The following is an 18,630-nucleotide window of genomic DNA, read 5'->3' as shown; positions in this document are numbered from 1 at the left end:
GGGGCGCGGGGGCGGAAGGGCGTTTGTCCGCGGTGTAGTGGTGCCGGTGGCGGGTGCGCCGGATTGGCGGAGAGCCGAGCGATGCTCGTGCCCGGCTACCGCGTCCCGGCGGGGGTGTTCCGGCTCAGGAACAGCCAGAGCGAGACCAGCAGCACCGTGCCGAGGCACCAGCTGGCCAGGACGTCCAGCGGCCAGTGGTAGCCGCGGCGGATCAGCCCGAAGCCGACGCCGAGGTTGAGGGCGGCGCAGCCGGTGAGGAGGGCGCGGCGGGCGAACGCCGAGGTCAGCCATGGGAGGAGCAGCAGGGTGGCGGCACCGTAGGCGATGGCGGCCGTGGCCGTGTGGCCGGAGGGGTAGTAGCCGGTGGCGGGCGGTACGACCGGGGTGCCGGGGCGGTCGGTGAGCAGCTTCAGCGGGACCACGAGCACCGGGACCAGCGCCATGAGCAGGGCCGCGGAGACGGCCGGTCGCCACCAGTGGTGTGTACCAATGCGGCGATGCCGCCAGGTGACGTATCCGAGGGCGAGGGCGAGGACCGGCACCGCGACCGGCACATTGCCCAGGTCGGCGAGGAGTTCGGAGAGCCGGTCCGGGTGGACCAGGGCCCGGCTGACCGCGGCGTCGGCGTCCAGCAACGGGCCGACGCTCACCACCTGCCAGGTGATGAGCGCGAAGAGAAGGGCGGGCAGCCCGAGAAGGAGGAAGAGGGAGGTCGGCCGCCCCGGAACAGGGGGGGTGGTTCCGGGGCGGCCGTCCGGATCGGATCGTCGCACGCCCCGGGGGGTTTGGGGCGGGCGACTGTCCGATCGGTGAGGAGATCCGGAGCCGGAAGCTCCGGGTGTGTGCGCGAGGGCACGACCAGGTCGAAGCTGGGGAGGCCTCGGCCCGATGTCGCCCAGAGTCCCCTCTGGGCGGGGTGTATCTCTCATCTGGTTAGAACCTACGACAGGGCGATGGTGATAGACAGACGGAATCGCGTCCTGACATCCACCTCGCACACCTTCTTCACACGCTCTGACGGTAGCCGCCCCAGCCCCGGAATCGCGAGCGCGGACAGGGGTGGGGCGGGCGGGGTTCCCGGGACCGGGAACCCGGCGTTCACCAGTGGTTTCGCTGTGACCTCAGATGCGGGTGAAGGCCTGCTCGATGATGTCGAGGCCCTCGTTCAGCAGGTCGTCGCCGATGACCAGCGGGGGCAGGAAGCGCAGCACGTTGCCGTAGGTGCCACAGGTCAGGACCAGCAGGCCCTCGGCGTGGCAGGCCTTGGCGAGCGCGGCGGTCGCCTCCGGGTTGGGCTCCTTGGTGGCGCGGTCCTTGACCAGCTCGATGGCGATCATGGCGCCGCGGCCGCGGACGTCGCCGATGATGTCGAACTTCTCGGCCATCGCGGTGAGGCGGGCCTTCATCGTCGCCTCGATCGCCTTCGCCTTGGCGTTGAGGTCGAGCTCCTTCATCGTCTCGATGGAGCCGAGCGCACCGGCACAGGCCACCGGGTTGCCGCCATAGGTGCCGCCCAGGCCACCCGCGTGGGCGGCGTCCATGATCTCGGCGCGGCCGGTGACGGCGGCGAGCGGCAGACCGCCCGCGATGCCCTTCGCGGTCGTGATCAGGTCGGGCACGATGCCCTCGTCCTCGCACGCGAACCACTGACCGGTACGGCAGAAGCCGGACTGGATCTCGTCGGCGACGAAGACGATGCCGTGGTCGGCGGCGAACTTCCGGACGGCCGGCAGGAAGCCCTTGGCGGGCTCGATGAAGCCGCCCTCGCCGAGCACCGGCTCGATGATGATCGCGGCGACGTTCTCCGCGCCGACCTGCTTGGCGATCTGGTCGATGGCCTGCGCTGCGGCCTCCGGGCCGGCGTTCTCGGCACCGGTCGGCCAGCGGTAGCCGTAGGCGACCGGCACGCGGTACACCTCGGGCGCGAACGGGCCGAAGCCGTGCTTGTACGGCATGTTCTTCGCCGTCAGCGCCATCGTGAGGTTGGTGCGGCCGTGGTAGCCGTGGTCGAAGACGACGACGGCCTGCCGCTTGGTGTACGCGCGGGCGATCTTGACGGCGTTCTCGACGGCCTCGGCGCCGGAGTTGAACAGCGCCGACTTCTTGGCGTGGTCGCCCGGGGTGAGCTCGGCGAGGGCCTCGGCGACCTCCACGTAGCCCTCGTACGGGGTGACCATGAAACAGGTGTGGGTGAAGTCGGCGAGCTGGGCGGAGGCCCGGCGTACGACGGCCTCGGCGGAGGCGCCCACGCTGGTCACGGCGATACCGGAACCGAAGTCGATGAGCCGGTTGCCGTCGACGTCCTCGATGATCCCGCCGCCCGCGCGCGCGGTGAACACGGGCAGCACGGAGCCCACGCCCTGCGCGACCGCGGCGGTACGGCGGGCCTGCAGCTCCTGCGACTTCGGGCCGGGGATGGCGGTGACGACGCGGCGCTCCTGCGGAAGTGCGCTCATGAGGGGCTCCTGGGGTTCTGCTGATGGGGCTGGCTGCGGACGCATGTCTTCTCTTTTCTCGCAGGCTAGGGCCGGGAAGGGGGCGTCGGCATGCTCCATGTGGGCGTTGTCGGGAGTGCCGGTTGTCCGTGGTGGACATAGCGATACCGATCGGCCCCGGTGCCGGTGCTGGTGTCGGCCGGAGCATCCGCGTCCGTTCCGTCGGCCGTGTAAGCGGTGAACTCCCCAGGAGGGGGCGTTAGATTGACTCGCTGATGGTGGATGGACCGGCTGGTCAGGGGAAGAGGGCGATGGACAGCGAGGGTGCGCAGGAGGCGCGAGGCACGCATGCGAACCCGGTACCACGCCCGGCGGGCCCACCGGAGGTGCCACCGACACCGCCACGGCCGACCCATGCACCGGGCCGGCCGACACCGTCGGGAATCGCCGACTGGCTGAACGAGCCCCGGTCGGCCGCCCGGCCCGGGATCTGGCGGTTCGGATACCGCCCGCCGAAGGGCGCGCAGTCGGGCGCCGAACGGCTGGCGCCGGTCACGGTCGTCGGGCTGCTCGTTCCGCTGGTGGTGGCGCTGCTGGTGTGGTCGATGTGGCGGCGCGGCGCCGTTCCGTACCAGTACTCCGTGCTGCGGCTGTTCACCCCGGACGACTGGTGGTGGGGCGGCACCCTGGCGTCGGCCAAGGACTGGCACGGGCAGGAGGCGCTGGTCGTCTACAACGGGCTCTTCTTCGCCGTGCTCGTCTACGCGATGGGCCGGCTGGGCAGCTGGCCCGACGTCGTCCGGCACTTCGTGGGCGGGCGCCCGCAGCCCGCGCGGGCGCTGCTCGCCGCGCTGGGCGCCCTGGTCACGCTGAGCTTCGTCTTCCCGAGCGCCTTTCCCGGCGTCGGCTGGGACGCGCTTCCCGTCGTCGCCCCCCTGTTCTCCCTCGTCGCCCTGATCTCCGGCGGCTTCGACCTGTTCACCTCGGTGCTGTTCACCGACGGTCTGTACACGGTCGTCACCCTTCTGGTCCTGTGGCCGTTCGCCCGGGTCGGCGACTGGTGGGGCTATGGGAAGGCGCGGCTCGCCGCGCGCAGGACCGCGACACGAGCGGCACCGGCGGCGGCTCCGGAACGGCCGCGCGCCGAGTGGCCCGAACTGCGGCGGGCGGGGCAGTACGAGGCGGCCGATCTGCTGACCGCCGAGGTGGCCGCCCACCGTATGAACGACGTGGACTGCGCCCGGCTCGAGCACGCCTGGACCGTGGCCAGGCAGGACGGTTCGCTGCAGGCCTTCCGCGACACCGTGCTGCGCCAGGGCGGCGCGTCCTGGACCCACCCCTCCGGAGCCCGGGACCTGCCGCGCCGTGCGGCCGACCACGACCTGCTCGCCGGACAGGTGCGCCTCGGGCGGTGGGTGGCGGCGGAACGGGCCCCACGTGCCTACCACGACGCCGGCGCCGCGGTCGGCCCCGACGTGCTGGGTACGTCCCTCCTCGCGATCGGGCCGTCCGGGGCGGGCAAGACACGGCACCTGATCGAGCCCGTGACGGAGTCGCTGGCACTGCAGGCGCTCACCGGACGGTGCGCCGTCGTCGCGGTCTCGGCGGCGGGCACCCGGCTCGCCGCGGACCAGGCGTTCGACGTGATCGTCCGGATCGGTGACCCCACCTCCGTCCACGACCTGGATCCGTACGCGGAGTCGGAGGACCCGGACGAGGCGGCCGCCATCCTCGCCGAGGGCCTGGTGGGCGACCTCGACACCGTGGGCAGCCAGAGCGCCGCGACCGCGCTCGCCCAGCTGCTCGGCCCCTACCGGGCGGTGCACGGCCGGTTCCCGACCCTGCCGGTGCTGCGTGAGCTCCTGGAGGGCGAGCCGGCGGCGCTGTCCGCGCTCCAGGACGCGCTGGCGTCCGGCGGACACACCGTGATGCACCGTGAACTCCAGGCGCGCGTCCGGCAGATGGGCAGCCCGGCCGATGTGGGCCGCGCCCTCGCCGACCGGCTCGCGCTCCTCAACCGGCCGGCCTTCGCCGAGTTCTTCGGCGGCGGCAGTGACACCCGGCCGTTCTCCCTGCGTGCCGTGGCCCACCATCCGCTGCGGGTCCGCATCGACCTTCCGGAGCAGGGCCACGAGGAGGCCGCCCGTCTGCTGACGAGGCTCGTCCTCGCCCAGTTCGGCGCCGTCGCACGCGGCGGGAAGCGCCGCCACTTCGCCTGTCTGGTCCTCGACGACGCCACCGGTGCGGTCACCGCCGAGTCGGTGCGCCGCATCCAGCGGCTGCGCTCGCAGAACGCGGGCGTCGTCCTCGCCCTGCGCACCATCGGCGACGTCCCCGAGGCCCTGCACGGCCCGCTGTACGGGGCGATCGGCTGCCGTATGGCGTTCTCCGGCGTGACGACCTGGGACGGCAGCCGGTTCGCGCAGACCTGGGGCACGGAGTGGGTGGAGACACGGGAGGTGGCCAAGCACACGGTCTTCGCCGACCAGCCGATGACCCGGCTGATCCACGCCCTGCGCAAGCTCGTCACCGGCAAGGCGGTGACGACGGACGCGGTGACCGTACGGCAGGTCGAGCGCGAACGCTGGTCGGCCTCCGAGCTGGCCCACTCGGTGCCGCCCGGGCATGCGGTGCTGTCGCTGACCAGCGTCGACGGCGAGCACGCGCCGCCGTTGCTGGTGGATCTGCGGGGTTAGGTCTCCGGACTTCAGGTCACCCCATGACCGTACGGTGAGGCAGAATCGTCACAGGCTGTTCATACATGGCGGCCAAAAGATCACAACGATCACACCGACCTGAAGGCCTCATGCCACCGACGCTCGCCTCGCTCGTCCATCACTCCGCGCTGAAGCTGACCGTGCGGGCGGGCGAGGACCGCCTGGACGTGCCCGTGCGCTGGGCGCATGTCAGCGAGCTCGCCGACCCGGTGCCCTATATGGAGGGCGGGGAGCTGCTGCTGATCACCGCGCTCAAGCTGGACGCGGAGAACCCCGAGGCGATGCGGCGCTATGTGCGGCGGCTGGTCGGGGCGGGCGTGGTCGGGCTCGGCTTCGCGGTCGGCGTGAACTACGAGGAGATCCCCAAGGCGCTCGTCGAGGCGGCCGACGCGGAGGGCCTGCCACTGCTGGAGGTGCCGCGCCGTACGCCGTTCCTCGCGATCAGCAAGGCCGTGTCGGCGGCCATCGCGGCGGATCAGTACCGGGCGGTGACGGCCGGGTTCGCGGCGCAGCGGGAGCTGACCAAGCAGGCGTTGAGCGACGGTCCGGAGGGGCTGCTGGCCGCGCTGGCCTCACAGGTGGACGGGTGGGCGGCGCTGTACGACGCGTCCGGTGCCGTGGTCGCGACGGCGCCGGAGTGGGCGGGGCGGCGGGCGGCCCGGCTCACCGCGGACGTGGAGCGGCTGCGGGAGCGGCCGGCGCCGGCGTCGTCCGTGGTCGGCGGGCCGGAGAACGAGGACCGGGTCGAGCTGCACACCCTGGGCACCGGCCGGCGGGCCCGCGCCGCGCTGGCCGTGGGCACGGCGGCGGCACTCGGCACGGCGGAGCGGTACGCCGTGCACTCGGCCATCGCGCTGTTGACGTTGACCACCGAGCGGTCCCGGTCCTTGCAGGCGGCCGAGCAGCGGGTGGGCGCCGCGGTGCTGCGCATGCTGCTCGCCGGCGAGCCGGATCACGCACGCGCCGTGGCCGGGGACCTCTACGGCGGGCTCCTGGACGCCCCCTTCCGCGTCATCGTCACCGAGGCGGCGTCGGTGTCGGCGGCACGGGTCGTCGACACCGCCGCACGGGAGACGCCCGCCAAGGCGACCGCCACCTCCGCCGCCGCGCTGGTCGCCGCCACCGGCACGAACGGCGATCCGCTGGGCGCGCTCACCGAACTCGTGGAGTCGGCGGCGGCCCGGGCCGGAGAGGCGGTGCTGGTCGTTCCGGAGGGCGAGGGCGAGACGGCGCGACTGGTGGTGCTCGCCGGGGACGGGGGCGCGGCGGTGACGGCGTGCGCGCAGTACGCGGCGGCGCTGGAGGCGGCGCGGACGGGGACCGTACCCGAGCAGCCGGGTGCCGACGACGAGGAACTGGTCATCGGGCTGTCGGCCCCGGCCGGGCCCATCGCCGCCGCGGCGGCCTACAAGCAGGCCGAGCAGGCGCTGTCGGTGGCGCGGCGGCGCGGGCGGGTGTTCGTGGAGCACGAGCAGCTTGCGGCGGGGTCCGTGCTGCCGTTGCTCGCGGACGACGCGGTGAAGGCGTTCGCGGACGGGCTGCTGCGGGCGCTGCACGAACACGACGCGACGGGGCGGGGTGACCTGGTCGCCTCCCTTCGGGCGTGGCTGTCCCGGCACGGTCAGTGGGACGCGGCGGCCGCGGATCTGGGCGTGCACCGGCACACGCTGCGGTACCGGATGCGGCGGGTGGAGGAGATCCTGGGCCGGTCGCTGGATGACGCGGACGTACGGATGGAGCTGTGGCTGGCGTTGAAGGCGACGTCGGCGGAGTAGCCGCCGCGCATCCGCCCGGCCGTCAGCCGAAGTAGCCGTCGAAGGTCCGCTGGAACTCCCAGCCGCCGTACCGGTCCCAGTTGATCGACCACGTCATCAGGCCGCGCAGGGCCGGCCAGGTGCCGTGGGTGGTGTACGAGCCGCAGTTGGTCTTCTTCGTCAGGCAGTCGAGGGTCTTGGTGACCTCGGCCGGGGGGACGTGGCCGTTGCCCGCGTTGGTCGAGGCGGGCATGCCGATCGCGACCTGGTCGGGGCGCAGGGGCGGGAAGACGTTGCTCGCGTTGCCGGCGACCGGGAAGCCGGTGAGCAGCATGTCGGTCATCGCGATGTGGAAGTCGGCGCCGCCCATGGAGTGGTACTGGTTGTCGAGGCCCATGATCGGGCCCGAGTTGTAGTCCTGGACGTGCAGCAGCGTCAGGTCGTCGCGCAGGGCGTGGATGACCGGGAGATACGCCCCGGCCCTCGGGTCCTGGCCGCCCCACGGGCCGGTGCCGTAGTACTGGTAGCCGAGCTGGACGAAGAAGGTCTCGGGGGCCATGGTCAGCACGAAGTCGTCGCCGTACCTGGCCTTGAGGGTCTTCAGGGCCGAGATGAGGTTGACGATCACCGGGGTCTTCGGGTTCTTGAAGTCCGTGTCGTCGGCGTTCAGGGAGAGCGAGTGGCCCTCGAAGTCGATGTCCAGCCCGTCGAGCCCGTACTCATCGATGATCTTCGAGACGGACGTCACGAAGGTGTCCCGCGCGGCCGTCGTGGTCAGCTGGACCTGGCCGTTCTGGCCCCCGATGGAGATCAGCACCTTCTTGCCGGCCGCCTGCTTGGCCTTGATGGCCGCCTTGAAGTCGGCGTCGGACTCGACGTTCGGGCACTCCGTCACCGGGCAGCGGTCGAAGCGGATGTCGCCGGAGGTGACCGAGGTGGGTTCACCGAAGGCCAGGTCGATGATGTCCCAGCTGTCGGGGACGTCGGCCATGCGCGTGTAGCCGGAGCCGTTGGCGAAGCCGGCGTGGAGGTAGCCGACGAGGGCGTGGGCCGGGAGGTCCACGGGATCGCCGGTGCCCGCGGTCGTCGTCGCCGTCACCGTGGCCGACTTCGGCGACTCCCCCGCCGCGTTCACCGCGGCGACCTGGAAGCCGTACGCCGTCGAGGGCGCGAGCCCGCCGACCGTCGCCGAAGTGCCGGTCGCCGTCTGGACCTTGGCGCCGTCGCGGTAGACGGTGTAACTCGTCGCGCCCGCGACCGGGGACCAGGACAGGGCGACGCTGGTAGAGGTGACCGTTCCGGTCTTCACGCCGGTCGGAGCGGCGGGCGGCTGACCGGCGTCCCCACCGGGGCCGATGAGTGAGATGTCGTCGGCGTGGTAGGCACCGGTGCCGTACCAGCCGTGGGTGTAGACGGTGACGCGGGTGGTGGAGGGACCGGTACGGAAGGTCGTCGTGAGCTGCTGCCAGCTCGGGGCCGACTGGATCCAGGCGGAGACGTCGGTGGTGCCGGTGCCGCTCGCGCCGAGGTAGACGTAGGCACCGCGGACATATCCGGAGAGCGTGTACTGGGAGTCGGGCTTCACGGTCACCGTCTGCGCACAGCGGGCGTTGTCGCCTCCGGCCGGGGTCGCCTGGAGCGCGGAACTGCCGCTGTGGACGGGTGAGTTCACCGTCGTACCGGCCGTACAGGTCCAACCGTCGAGGCCGGACTCGAAGCCACCGTTACGAGCGAGATCGGCGTCGGCCGCACGGGCGGCCGACGAGAGCGCGGTGAGGCCGGGCAGGGTCAGTGCCGCGGCGATGAGGAAGGCGAGCGGTCTGGGGCGATCCACAAGGGCCTCCAGGCATGGGGGAATTGGAGGGGGTGGAGCGCGCCCCAATTTGGTCCAGACCAATCAGCGTGTCAAGATGTCGCCAGATTCTGCAACTTCCTCAAGGGGCGCGGGGCTGTATCCATATGCGGCTCCGCCGCGTGGGCGCGACCAGCCACAACACCCCCGCAGCCGACACACGACCCAGCGCGGCAATCTCCTTAGTCGCCATCGGCCAACCCCGCCGCAGCCTCATGCATGGCCAGCTCAAGCAGCGCCGGATCGGTCAGAGTGCCCGTGCCGTCCGGCGGAACCAGCCAGCGGACGCCACCAGCACCCCGCCCCGGGTACGGGACGACGATCCAGGTACCGGCCCCAGCCGTACGAATACCCGTGCCGAGCCACCGCGCCGCCGTGCCGGGCGGCACGAAGAAGCCCATCCGGGAATCGCCGAAGTCGACCAGAACCGGGCCGAGTTGGTCGATGATGCGGGTGAGGACATCGAGTGTGGGGTAGCCGAGTTCGGCCGGCAGGATGAGCACGTCCCAGGCCTTGCCGGCCGGCAGCAGCGCGATCCCGAGGGGGTTGCGCTCCCACTCCCAGCGGCAGGCCTCGGGGTCCGGCGCCACGGATGCCAGCCACTCGACCGCCGTCTTCGCCCCTGTCATGACGGTGACCTCCCTCTTTCTCTCATCGACGCTGGTCGCGTCACGTGGAAGAGGGAGGCCACCAGGCAGCATTACGCGGGTTCTCACCGCCAATTCAAAGTGATCTGAGTCACGTTCAGCTGTCGAAGCCGAGACCCAGCCGGTCCATCGCCCGCAGCCACAGATTGCGCCGCCCGCCGTGCGCGTCGGCGCGGGCCAGCGACCACTTGGTGAGGGCGATGCCGGTCCAGGCGAAGGGCTCCGGCGGGAAGGGCATCGGCTTCTTGCGGACCATCTCCAGCCGGGTGCGTTCCGTGCGCTCGCCCGCCAGGAGGTCCAGCATCACGTCGGCGCCGAAGCGCGTGGCGCCCACGCCGAGGCCCGTGAAACCGGCCGCGTACGCCACCTTGCCCTGGTGGGCCGTGCCGAAGAACGCCGAGAAGCGCGAGCAGGTGTCGATCGCGCCGCCCCACGCATGCGTGAAGCGGACGCCCTCCAGCTGCGGGAAGCAGGTGAAGAAGTGCCCGGCGAGCTTGGCGTACGTCTCCGGCCGGTCGTCGTACTCGGCCCGGACCCGGCCGCCGTACGGGTAGATCGCGTCGTAGCCGCCCCACAGGACGCGGTTGTCGGCGGACAGCCGGAAGTAGTGGAACTGGTTGGCCGAGTCGCCGAGGCCCTGGCGGTTCTTCCAGCCGATCGAAGCGAGCTGGTCCTCGGTGAGCGGCTCGGTCATCAGCGCGTAGTCGTAGACCGGGACGGTGTAGGCGCGGACGCGTTTGACCAGGTTGGGGAAGATGTTGGTGCCGAGCGCGACCTGGCGGGCGCGGACCTGGCCGTAGGGGGTGCGTACGGCCATGCCGGCGCCGTACGGCTTCAGGGTGAGGGCGGGGGTGTGCTCGTAGACGCGGACGCCGAGGTCGAGGCACGCCCGCTTCAGGCCCCAGGCGAGCTTGGCCGGGTTGACCATGGCGACGCCCCGGCGGTCGTACAGCCCGGCCTGGAATGTCGGTGAGTCGACTTGTGCCCTTACCGCCTCGGCGTCCAGGAACTCGACACCGTCGGCGAGGCCTTTGCCCCGCAACTCCTCGTACCAGTCGCGCAGTTCCCACGCCTGGTAGGTCTCGGTGGCGACGTCGATCTCGCCGGTGCGCTCGAAGTCGCAGTCGAGGGAGTAGCGGGCGACCGCCTTCTCGATCTCGTCGAGGTTGCGGGCGCCCAGCTCCTGAAGCTTGTGGATCTCGTCGGGCCAGCGGGCGAGCCCGTTGGGCAGGCCGTGGGTGAGGGAGGCGGCGCAGAAGCCGCCGTTGCGGCCGGAGGCGGCCCAGCCCACCTCGCGGCCTTCGAGCAGGACGACATCCCGCTGCGGATCGCGCTCCTTGGCGATGAGCGCGCTCCACAGTCCGCTGTAGCCGCCGCCGACGACCAGCAGGTCGCAGGTCTCGGCGCTGGTCAGGGCGGGCTCGGGGTGGGGCCTGCCGGGGTCGTCCAGCCAGTACACGACCGGCTGGGCGTCGGAAAGGGATCTCGTCCAGTTGTTACCACGACTCATGGCGCTCGGGGCCATGATTTCAACTCCCTACGGGGGTTTCCCTTTGGCTTTACGCCTTTTGCTTGGTACGGCGATTACTGATGACCATGGAGGCCAGGACGAACAGTACGGCGATGACGAACATGGCCGTGCCGATGACGTTGATCTGAACGGGCGTTCCGCGCTGGGCCGATCCCCAGACGAACATCGGGAAGGTGACGGTGGAACCCGCGTTGAAATTGGTGATGATGAAATCGTCGAAGGAGAGCGCGAAGGCGAGCAGCGCGCCCGCGGCGATTCCGGGGGCGGCGATCGGCAGGGTGACCCGGAGGAAGGTCTGCACCGGGCCGGCGTACAGGTCCTGGGCCGCCTGTTCCAGCCTCGGGTCCATCGACATCACGCGCGCCTTCACGGCCGTGACGACGAAGCTCAGGCAGAACATGATGTGGGCGATGAGGATCGTCCAGAAGCCCAGCTGGGCGCCCATGTTGAGGAACAGGGTGAGCAGCGAGGCCGCCATGACGACCTCGGGCATGGCCATCGGCAGGAAGATCAGCGAGTTGACGGCGCCGCGCGCGCGGAAGCGGTAGCGGACCAGTGCGAAGGCGATCATCGTGCCGAGGAGCGTGGCGCCGAGCGTCGCCCAGAAGGCGATCTGGAGGCTGAGGGACAGCGAGCCGCACAGGTCGGAGACTCCGCACGGGTCCTGCCAGGCGGCCGTGGAGAACTCCTGCCATTCGTAGTTGAAGCGGCCCTTCGGATTGTTGAAGGAGAAGACCGTGACGACGACGTTGGGCAGAAGGAGATAAGCGAGCGTCAGCAGTCCCGCGATGACGACGAGATTGCGCTTGAGCCAGTTGACGAAGGTCATTTAAACCAGATCCTCCGTGCCGGACCTACGGATGTAGACCGTCACCATGACGAGGATGGCGGCCATGAGGATGAAGGAGAGCGCCGCGGCCGTCGGATAGTCCAGGATGCGCAGGAACTGCGTCTGGATGACGTTGCCGACCATGCGGGTGTCCGTGGAGCCGAGCAGGTCCGCGTTGACGTAGTCACCGGCGGCCGGGATGAAGGTCAGCAGCGTGCCGGAGACGACGCCCGGCATCGACAGCGGGAAGGTGACCCTGCGGAAGACGGTGGCCGGCTTGGCGTACAGGTCGTTCGCCGCCTCGTGCAGCCGTGGGTCGATGCGCTCCAGCGAGGTGTAGAGCGGCAGGACCATGAACGGCAGGAAGTTGTACGTCAGACCGCACACCACCGCGAGCGGAGTGGCCAGCACGCGGTCGCCCTCGGTCATGCCGAGCCAGCTGGTGACGTCCAGGACGTGCAGCGTGTTGAGGGCGCCGACGACCGGGCCGCCGTCCGCGAGGATCGTCTTCCAGGCGAGGGTGCGGATCAGGAAGCTGGTGAAGAACGGCGCGATCACCAGGATCATGATCAGGTTCCGCCAGCGGCCCGCGCGGAAGGCGATCAGGTACGCGAGCGGGTAGCCGAGGACCAGGCACAGGATCGTCGCCGAGCCGGCGTAGAGCACCGAGCGCAGGAACTGCGGGTAGTACTCGGACAGGGCGTCCCAGTACGTCGCGAAGTGCCAGGTGACCTTGTAGCCCTCCTCCAGGGAGCCCGTCTGCACGGACGTGGAGGCCTGGTAGATCATCGGCAGCGCGAAGAACACCAGCAGCCAGAGGATGCCGGGGAGCAGGAGCCAGTACGGGACGAGACGGCCGCGTTTGCGGGGCGGCTTCTTCTCGGGGGCCGTCGGGGTGAGAGGCGGTGGCGCCTCGGTGAGCGTCGACATCAGGCGGCCGCACCTTCCTCGACGCCCGCGTCGATGTCCTGGGCGGCGTCGAGGCCGAAGGTGTGGGCGGGGCTCCAGTGCAGGACGACGTCGGCGCCGGGCTCCAGCCGGGTGTCGCGGTCGACGTTCTGGACGTAGACCTCGAAGTCCGGGCAGACGGCGCTGTCGACGACGTACTGCGTGGAGACGCCGATGAAACTGCTGTTGGTGATCCTGCCGTTGATGCGGTTGCGGCCCTCGGGGATCTCGCCCGCGTCGTCGGCGTGGGTGAGGGAGATCTTCTCCGGGCGGACGCCGACCAGCACCTTGCCGCCGGTCGTCGTGGCCGCGGCGCAGCGCGACTCGGGCAGGACGAGCTTGCCGCCGCCCGCCTTCAGGACGATGTCGTCGCCGCTCTTGGTGTCGACCTCGGCCTCGATGAAGTTGGAGGTGCCGAGGAAGTTGGCGACGAACGTGGTGCGGGGGTTCTCGTAGAGGTCGGTCGGGGAGCCGAGCTGTTCGACGCGGCCCGCGTTCATCACGGCGACCGTGTCAGCCATCGTCATGGCCTCCTCCTGGTCGTGCGTGACATGGACGAAGGTGATGCCGACCTCGGTCTGGATGCGCTTGAGCTCCAGCTGCATCTGGCGGCGCAGCTTGAGGTCGAGGGCGCCGAGGGGCTCGTCGAGGAGGAGCACCTTGGGGTGGTTGATGAGCGCGCGGGCGACGGCGACGCGCTGCTGCTGGCCGCCGGAGAGCTGGTGCGGCTTCTTGCGGGCCTGCTCGCCGAGCTGGACGAGGTCGAGCATGTCGCCGACCTGCTTCTTCACGCTCTTGATGCCGCGCCGGCGCAGGCCAAAGGCGACGTTCTCGAAGATGTCGAGGTGCGGGAAGAGGGCGTAGGACTGGAAGACCGTGTTCACCGGCCGTTTGTACGGCGGCAGCGCGGTGACGTCCTGGTCGCCGAGGTGGACGGTGCCGGCGGAAGGTTCCTCCAGACCGGCGATCATCCGCAGGGTGGTCGTCTTGCCGCAGCCGGAGGCGCCGAGCAGGGCGAAGAAGGAGCCCTGCGGGACGGTCAGGTCGAGCGGGTGCACGGCGGTGAAGGAGCCGTAGGTCTTGGCTATGCCGGAGAGGCGGACGTCGCCGCTGGTGTCGTTCGTCATGGTGTGGTCACGCCCCTGTGAGCTTCGCGAACTTCTCTTCGTAGGCCGTCTCTTCCTTCGCGCTCAGGGAGCGGAAGGCCCGGGAGGCGGCCTGCATGGCCTTGTCGGGGAGGATCAGCGTGTTGTTCGCCGCGTCCTCGTCGATCTTCGCGAGCTCCTCCTTCACACCGTCCACGGGACAGACGAAGTTGATGTAGGCGGCGAGCTCCGCGGCGGCCTTCGGCTCGTAGTAGAAGTCGATGAGCCGCTCGGCGTTGGTCTTGTGACGGGCCTTGTTGGGGATCAGCATGTTGTCGCTGGACGTCATGTAGCCGCTGTCCGGGATCAGGAAGTCGATGTCCGGGCTGTCGGCCTTGAGCTGTACGACGTCACCGGCCCAGGCCAGACAGGCCGCGAAGTCTCCGCTGGTGAGGTCGGAGGTGTAGTCGTTGCCGGTGAAGCGGCGGATCTGCTTGTTGTCGACGGCCTTCTGGAGGCGGGCGATGGCCGCGTCGTAGTCGTCGTCGGTGAACTTCGCGGGGTCCTTGCCCATGTCGAGCAGGGTCATCCCGACGGTGTCGCGCATCTCGGTGAGGAAGCCGACGCGGCCCTTGAGCTTGGGGTTGTCCAGCAGGTCGGAGACCGTCTTCACCTCGACGCCGTCCAGCGCCTTCTTGTTGTAGGCGATGACCGTCGAGATGCCCTGCCAGGGGTAGGAGTACGCCCGCCCCGGGTCCCAGTCGGGGTCGCGGAACTGCGGCGACAGGTTGGCGAAGGCGTGCGGCAGGTTGGCCGGGTCCAGTTTCTGCACCCAGCCGAGGCGGATCAGGCGCGCGGCGAGCCAGTCGGTGAGGACGATGATGTCGCGTCCGGTGTCCTGACCGGCCGCGAGCTGCGGCTTGACCTTCGCGAAGAACTCGTTGTTGTCGTTGATGTCCTCGGTGTACTTGACCTTGATGCCGGTCCGCGCGGTGAACTGCTCCAGCGTGGGGTAGTGCTTGCCGCTGTCGTCCACGTCGATGTACTCGGTCCAGTTGGAGAAGCTGACCTGTTTCTCCTTCGCCGAGTGGTCCTCGGCGGACGTGCCGCCCTCGCTCTTGCCGGCCGCGGGGATCCCGCAGGCGCTGAGCGACCCCAGTCCGCCCAGCGCGAGCGCGCCGCCGGTGGAGGCGCGCAGCAGGGAACGGCGGGTCAGGGCGGCCCGGCCGCTTCGCAGGCTGCGCCGCATGGCGGCCACTTGGGCCGGGGAGAGGCGGTCGGGCTCGTACTGCTCCATGCGCGTGGTGACCTTTCGGGAGATCGGGAGGGAGGGGAGACCGGGCGGCTGGTCGGGCGAGCGGCCTCCCCGTTCGGCTGCTGGCTAGCGGTCCCCGAAGACGGTGCGGTGCCAGTCCTTCCTGGCGACCGCGGTGTTGTCGAACATGACGTGCTTGATCTGGGTGTACTCCTCGAAGGAGTACGCCGACATGTCCTTGCCGAAGCCGGACGCCTTGTAGCCGCCGTGCGGCATCTCGCTGATGATCGGGATGTGGTCGTTGACCCACACACACCCGGCCTTGATCTCCCGGGTGGCGCGGTTGGCCCGGTAGACGTCGCGGCTCCACGCGGAGGCGGCGAGCCCGTACGGGGTGTCGTTGGCGAGCCGGATCCCCTCGTCGTCGCCGTCGAACGGCAGGACGACCAGGACCGGTCCGAAGATCTCGGACTGGACGATCTCGCTGTCCTGGGCCGCGTCGGCCACGAGGGTGGGCCGGTAGTACGCGCCGTCGCCGAGCTCGCCCTGTGGCGCCGCACCGCCGGTGACCACGCGCGCGTAGCTCCGCGCACGCTCGACGAACCCGGCGACCCGGTCCCGCTGGACGTGCGAGATCAGCGGCCCGAGATCGGTACCCGGCGCGAACGGGTCACCGAGCCGGACGCTCTCCATGAGCGCGGCGGTCCGCTCGACGAAGGCCTCGTACAGGGGTCGCTGCACATACGCCCGCGTGGCTGCCGTGCAGTCCTGTCCGGTGTTGATGAGCGCGCCCGCGACGGCACCGTTGGCGGCCGCTTCGAGGTCGGCGTCGTCGAAGACGACGAAGGGCGCCTTGCCGCCGAGTTCGAGATGGAGCCGCTTGACGGTGGCGGTGGCGATCTCGGCGACGCGCTTGCCGACGGCCGTGGAGCCGGTGAAGGAGGTCATGGCGACGTCGGGATGCCCGACCAGATGCTCGCCGGCTTCCTTGCCGGTCCCGGTGACGATGTTGACGACCCCGTCGGGGATCCCGGCGTCGGTGGCGGCCTCGGCGAAGAGCAGCGAGGTCAGAGGGGTCAGCTCGGCGGGCTTGAGCACGATGGTGTTGCCCGCGGCGATGGCCGGGAGGACCTTCCAGGCGGCCATCTGGAGGGGGTAGTTCCAGGGCGCGATGGAGCCGACGACACCGATGGGCTCGCGGCGCACGTACGAGGTGTGGTCGCCGGAGTACTCCCCCGCGGACTGCCCCTGGAGATGCCGGGCGGCGCCCGCGAAGAAGGCGATGTTGTCGATGGTGCCCGGCACGTCGAACTCACGGGTCAGCTTGAGCGGCTTCCCGCACTGGAGGGACTCGGCGCGGGCGAAATCCTCGGCGCGCTCGGCGAGCACGGCGGCGAAGCGGTGCATCGCGTCGGAGCGCTCGCCCGGGGTGGCGCCGGCCCAGCCGGGGAACGCCTCGCGCGCGGCGGCGACCGCGGCGTCCACGTCCTCGGTGCCGGCCAGGTCGTACGTGTACACCTCCTCGCCGGTGGCGGGGTCGACCACGGCGTGGGTGCGCCCCGAGGTCCCCTTCGCGTACCGGCCCGCGATGTACTGCGCGCCGTCCGCGAAGCGGTCCTGGGCCGGGAATCGTTCCGGGGTGGCGGTGCCCGGGTTGTGCATGTCGCTCCCTCCGTGCCCCGAGATGGGGCCGGCGTGGCTCAGGCTCGATTTGAGTGCCGATCCTGACAGAGCAGGAAGGGTCCAACAAGTGATTCCGTTGTTGCCTTTTGGTTACGCGACGGAATCTGTCGACCAGGTGTCGAGTTGGCCCGAAAAACGAGGGACGGATTGTCGGTGGTGCCTGTCAGACTCGGGGACATGGCGAAGATCGATTCCTGGGATGCCCTGATCCAGGAGGTCCGTGCGGGGGCGAGAGTCAAGTATCTGCACTTCTGGGGGCACCGGCCACGACCGGACGGGCAGCTGAGCGCGAGCTGTCTGAGTCAGTGGTGGGCCGCGCCGTTCACCGTGGACGGTGTGTCGTACGCGACCGCCGAGCACTGGATGATGGCCGAGAAGGCACGGCTGTTCGAGGACGCGGAGGCGGAGCGGCGGGCGCTGGCGGCCGGGCATCCGGCCGAGGCGAAGAAGGCCGGGCGGCTGGTGCGGGGGTTCGACGAGGCGACGTGGGAGCGGGAGCGGTTCCGGATCGTCGTCGAGGGGTCGGTCCACAAGTTCGCGGCGGACGCGCGGCTGCGGGCGTTTCTGCTCGGGACCGGGGACCGGGTGCTGGTCGAGGCCAGTCCGGTGGACCGGGTGTGGGGGATCGGGCTGGCCGCTGGGGACGAGGGCGCCGGGGATCCGGAGCGGTGGCGGGGGCCGAACCTGCTGGGGTTCGCGTTGATGGAGGCGCGGGAGCGGTTGCGGAGCGGGCCGACCACCTGAGCTTGAGGGGCCGGCCCGACGGCCGGCCCCTCACAGCCTCACGGGGTCCGGAACCTCACAGCACGCCGAACCTCACAGCGCGCCCATGAAGCTCGCGAAGACGAGGAAGCCCAGCAGCGGGAGGATCACGGTGGCCACGATCCCGCAGACCAGACCGGCGGTCGCCGCGCCCTTGTTGGTGGCCTCACCCCGGTTGGCCTTGCTCCGGCCGATCGCGCCGAAGATGATCCCGAGGATGCCGAGGATGACGCCGAAGAACCACAGGAAGAAGGTCAGGCTGCAGACCACGCCGATGATGCCCAGCACCAGTCCGGTGGTGCCCATGCCGTTGCTCGGCTGCATCGGCATGGCATAGCCGGGCGTCTGCGGGTAGGCCGCCGGGTAGGACGGGGCGGCGGGCGGATAGCCGTAGCCCGGGCCGGGCTGCGCGGCGGGCGGCTGGGCCGGCGGCGGGTAGGCGTATCCCCCCGTGGGCTGCTGCGGCGGCTGGGACGGCGGTGGCCCGAACCCACCGGGTCCGGGATTGGCGTCGGACATGAACTGCTCTCCCCTCGTTGACCATCAGGGGCATCGTAATGGCCCTGTTCATGCCAGGAATTCACATGCCGGGAATTCAGCGGACCGCCGCGGCGACGGACACCGGCACCGCCGGGAAGGCGCCGTAGTAGTCGTCGTCGTAGTCGTCCGAGTTGATGGCGGCCGTGATGCCGATGGCGATCAGGACGATCATGAGGATGCCGAGGACGATGCCGATGACGCCCGTGATCAGACCGGCCTGCGCCTGGCCGTGGTTGGTGGCCTCGCCGCGCTCGGCCTTGCGGCGTCCCTTGATGCCGAAGACCACGGCGAGGATGCCCAGGACGATGGACACGATGCCGTACAGACAGAACAGGCAGCAGGACAGGATGCCGAGGACCATCGCCGCGATACCCATGCCGTTCTGCGGTTGCATCGGCATGCCGGGCCAGCCGTAGCCCGGGGGGTAGCCGGGATAGCCGGGGTAGGCGTAGCCGCCCGGGGCGCCGGGGGCGCCGGGGCCGCCCCCCCCCCGGGCCGCGGGCGCTCGCCCCCGCCCCCCCGCGCCCCTCGGGCGCCCCCCCCCTGTACCCGCCGTGGGCGCCCCCCCTGCCCCGCCCGCCCGGCCCCAACA

The 18,630-nt window shown here is 70.6% G+C and carries 15 protein-coding genes; 3 read left to right on the top strand and 12 right to left on the bottom strand.

The features are described 5' to 3' along the window. Positions 1-95 precede the first annotated feature (95 nt). Together L0P92_RS20895 and gabT are read right to left on the bottom strand one after the other, a co-directional pair. Positions 96-929 carry a phosphatase PAP2 family protein gene (locus L0P92_RS20895; protein WP_234764320.1) on the bottom strand — a complete coding sequence of 278 codons (834 nt, stop codon included), beginning with the start codon at positions 927-929 and terminating at the stop codon, positions 96-98. A 192-nt stretch (positions 930-1,121) separates the two neighbouring features. Then, complete coding sequence (gabT, locus tag L0P92_RS20890) at positions 1,122-2,456, bottom strand: 4-aminobutyrate--2-oxoglutarate transaminase (protein WP_234764319.1); 1,335 nt, start codon at positions 2,454-2,456, stop codon at positions 1,122-1,124. Positions 2,457-2,746: 290 nt separating this feature from the next. Between gabT and L0P92_RS20885 the strand changes: the two genes are divergently transcribed. Both L0P92_RS20885 and L0P92_RS20880 read left to right on the top strand, forming a co-directional pair. Then, entirely contained in the window at positions 2,747-5,131 is a 2,385-nt protein-coding gene (locus tag L0P92_RS20885) for a type IV secretory system conjugative DNA transfer family protein (RefSeq protein ID WP_234764318.1), read from the top strand. A 110-nt stretch (positions 5,132-5,241) separates the two neighbouring features. Then, positions 5,242-6,927, top strand: coding sequence for a PucR family transcriptional regulator (locus tag L0P92_RS20880; protein WP_234764317.1), 1,686 nt, complete (start codon positions 5,242-5,244; stop codon positions 6,925-6,927). A gap of 22 nt (positions 6,928-6,949) precedes the next feature. Here the strand turns inward: L0P92_RS20880 and L0P92_RS20875 are convergent, their stop codons facing one another. The 8 genes from L0P92_RS20875 to L0P92_RS20840 all read right to left on the bottom strand — a co-directional run bounded on the left by L0P92_RS20875 (position 6,950) and on the right by L0P92_RS20840 (position 16,715). Further along, positions 6,950-8,740, bottom strand: a complete 1,791-nt coding sequence (locus L0P92_RS20875; RefSeq protein ID WP_234764316.1) for a chitinase — start codon at positions 8,738-8,740, stop codon at positions 6,950-6,952. A gap of 200 nt (positions 8,741-8,940) precedes the next feature. Beyond that, a complete protein-coding gene (locus tag L0P92_RS20870) occupies positions 8,941-9,387 on the bottom strand; it encodes a bifunctional DNA primase/polymerase (protein ID WP_234764315.1) in 447 nt (148 codons plus the stop codon). A 115-nt stretch (positions 9,388-9,502) separates the two neighbouring features. Further along, on the bottom strand, positions 9,503-10,930 hold the full coding sequence (locus tag L0P92_RS20865) for an NAD(P)/FAD-dependent oxidoreductase (RefSeq protein WP_234764314.1): 1,428 nt from the start codon (positions 10,928-10,930) through the stop codon (positions 9,503-9,505). Positions 10,931-10,964: 34 nt separating this feature from the next. Continuing rightward, entirely contained in the window at positions 10,965-11,765 is an 801-nt protein-coding gene (locus L0P92_RS20860; protein WP_234764313.1) for an ABC transporter permease, read from the bottom strand. Further along, positions 11,766-12,695 (bottom strand): ABC transporter permease, encoded by a 930-nt coding sequence (locus L0P92_RS20855; protein WP_234764312.1) that lies wholly within the window; start codon positions 12,693-12,695, stop codon positions 11,766-11,768. It abuts the gene before it with no gap. Next, on the bottom strand, positions 12,695-13,840 hold the full coding sequence (locus L0P92_RS20850) for an ABC transporter ATP-binding protein (protein ID WP_234764311.1): 1,146 nt from the start codon (positions 13,838-13,840) through the stop codon (positions 12,695-12,697). Before L0P92_RS20850 ends, L0P92_RS20855 begins: the two co-directional genes overlap by 1 nt. A 7-nt stretch (positions 13,841-13,847) precedes the next feature. Next, positions 13,848-15,095 (bottom strand): polyamine ABC transporter substrate-binding protein, encoded by a 1,248-nt coding sequence (locus L0P92_RS20845; protein WP_234764310.1) that lies wholly within the window; start codon positions 15,093-15,095, stop codon positions 13,848-13,850. 84 nt (positions 15,096-15,179) lie between these two features. Beyond that, complete coding sequence (locus L0P92_RS20840; RefSeq protein WP_234764309.1) at positions 15,180-16,715, bottom strand: gamma-aminobutyraldehyde dehydrogenase; 1,536 nt, start codon at positions 16,713-16,715, stop codon at positions 15,180-15,182. A gap of 198 nt (positions 16,716-16,913) precedes the next feature. Between L0P92_RS20840 and ybiA the strand changes: the two genes are divergently transcribed. After that, the gene (gene ybiA, locus L0P92_RS20835) at positions 16,914-17,480 is read left to right on the top strand and encodes a riboflavin biosynthesis intermediates N-glycosidase (protein WP_234764308.1); all 567 of its coding nucleotides are present in this window, start codon (positions 16,914-16,916) and stop codon (positions 17,478-17,480) included. 72 nt (positions 17,481-17,552) lie between these two features. Here the strand turns inward: ybiA and L0P92_RS20830 are convergent, their stop codons facing one another. Together L0P92_RS20830 and L0P92_RS20825 are read right to left on the bottom strand one after the other, a co-directional pair. After that, positions 17,553-18,017 (bottom strand): DUF4190 domain-containing protein, encoded by a 465-nt coding sequence (locus L0P92_RS20830; RefSeq protein WP_234764307.1) that lies wholly within the window; start codon positions 18,015-18,017, stop codon positions 17,553-17,555. 76 nt (positions 18,018-18,093) lie between these two features. Beyond that, positions 18,094-18,630 (bottom strand): DUF4190 domain-containing protein (locus tag L0P92_RS20825; protein ID WP_234764306.1); only part of this gene is annotated, 537 nt, incomplete at its 5' end.

It is taken from the genome of Streptomyces muensis (assembly GCF_021474425.1).
Lineage (GTDB): Bacteria > Actinomycetota > Actinomycetes > Streptomycetales > Streptomycetaceae > Streptomyces > Streptomyces muensis.
Note: the sequence above shows the minus strand (reverse complement) of the source record. Positions and strands in the feature narration are given on the sequence as shown.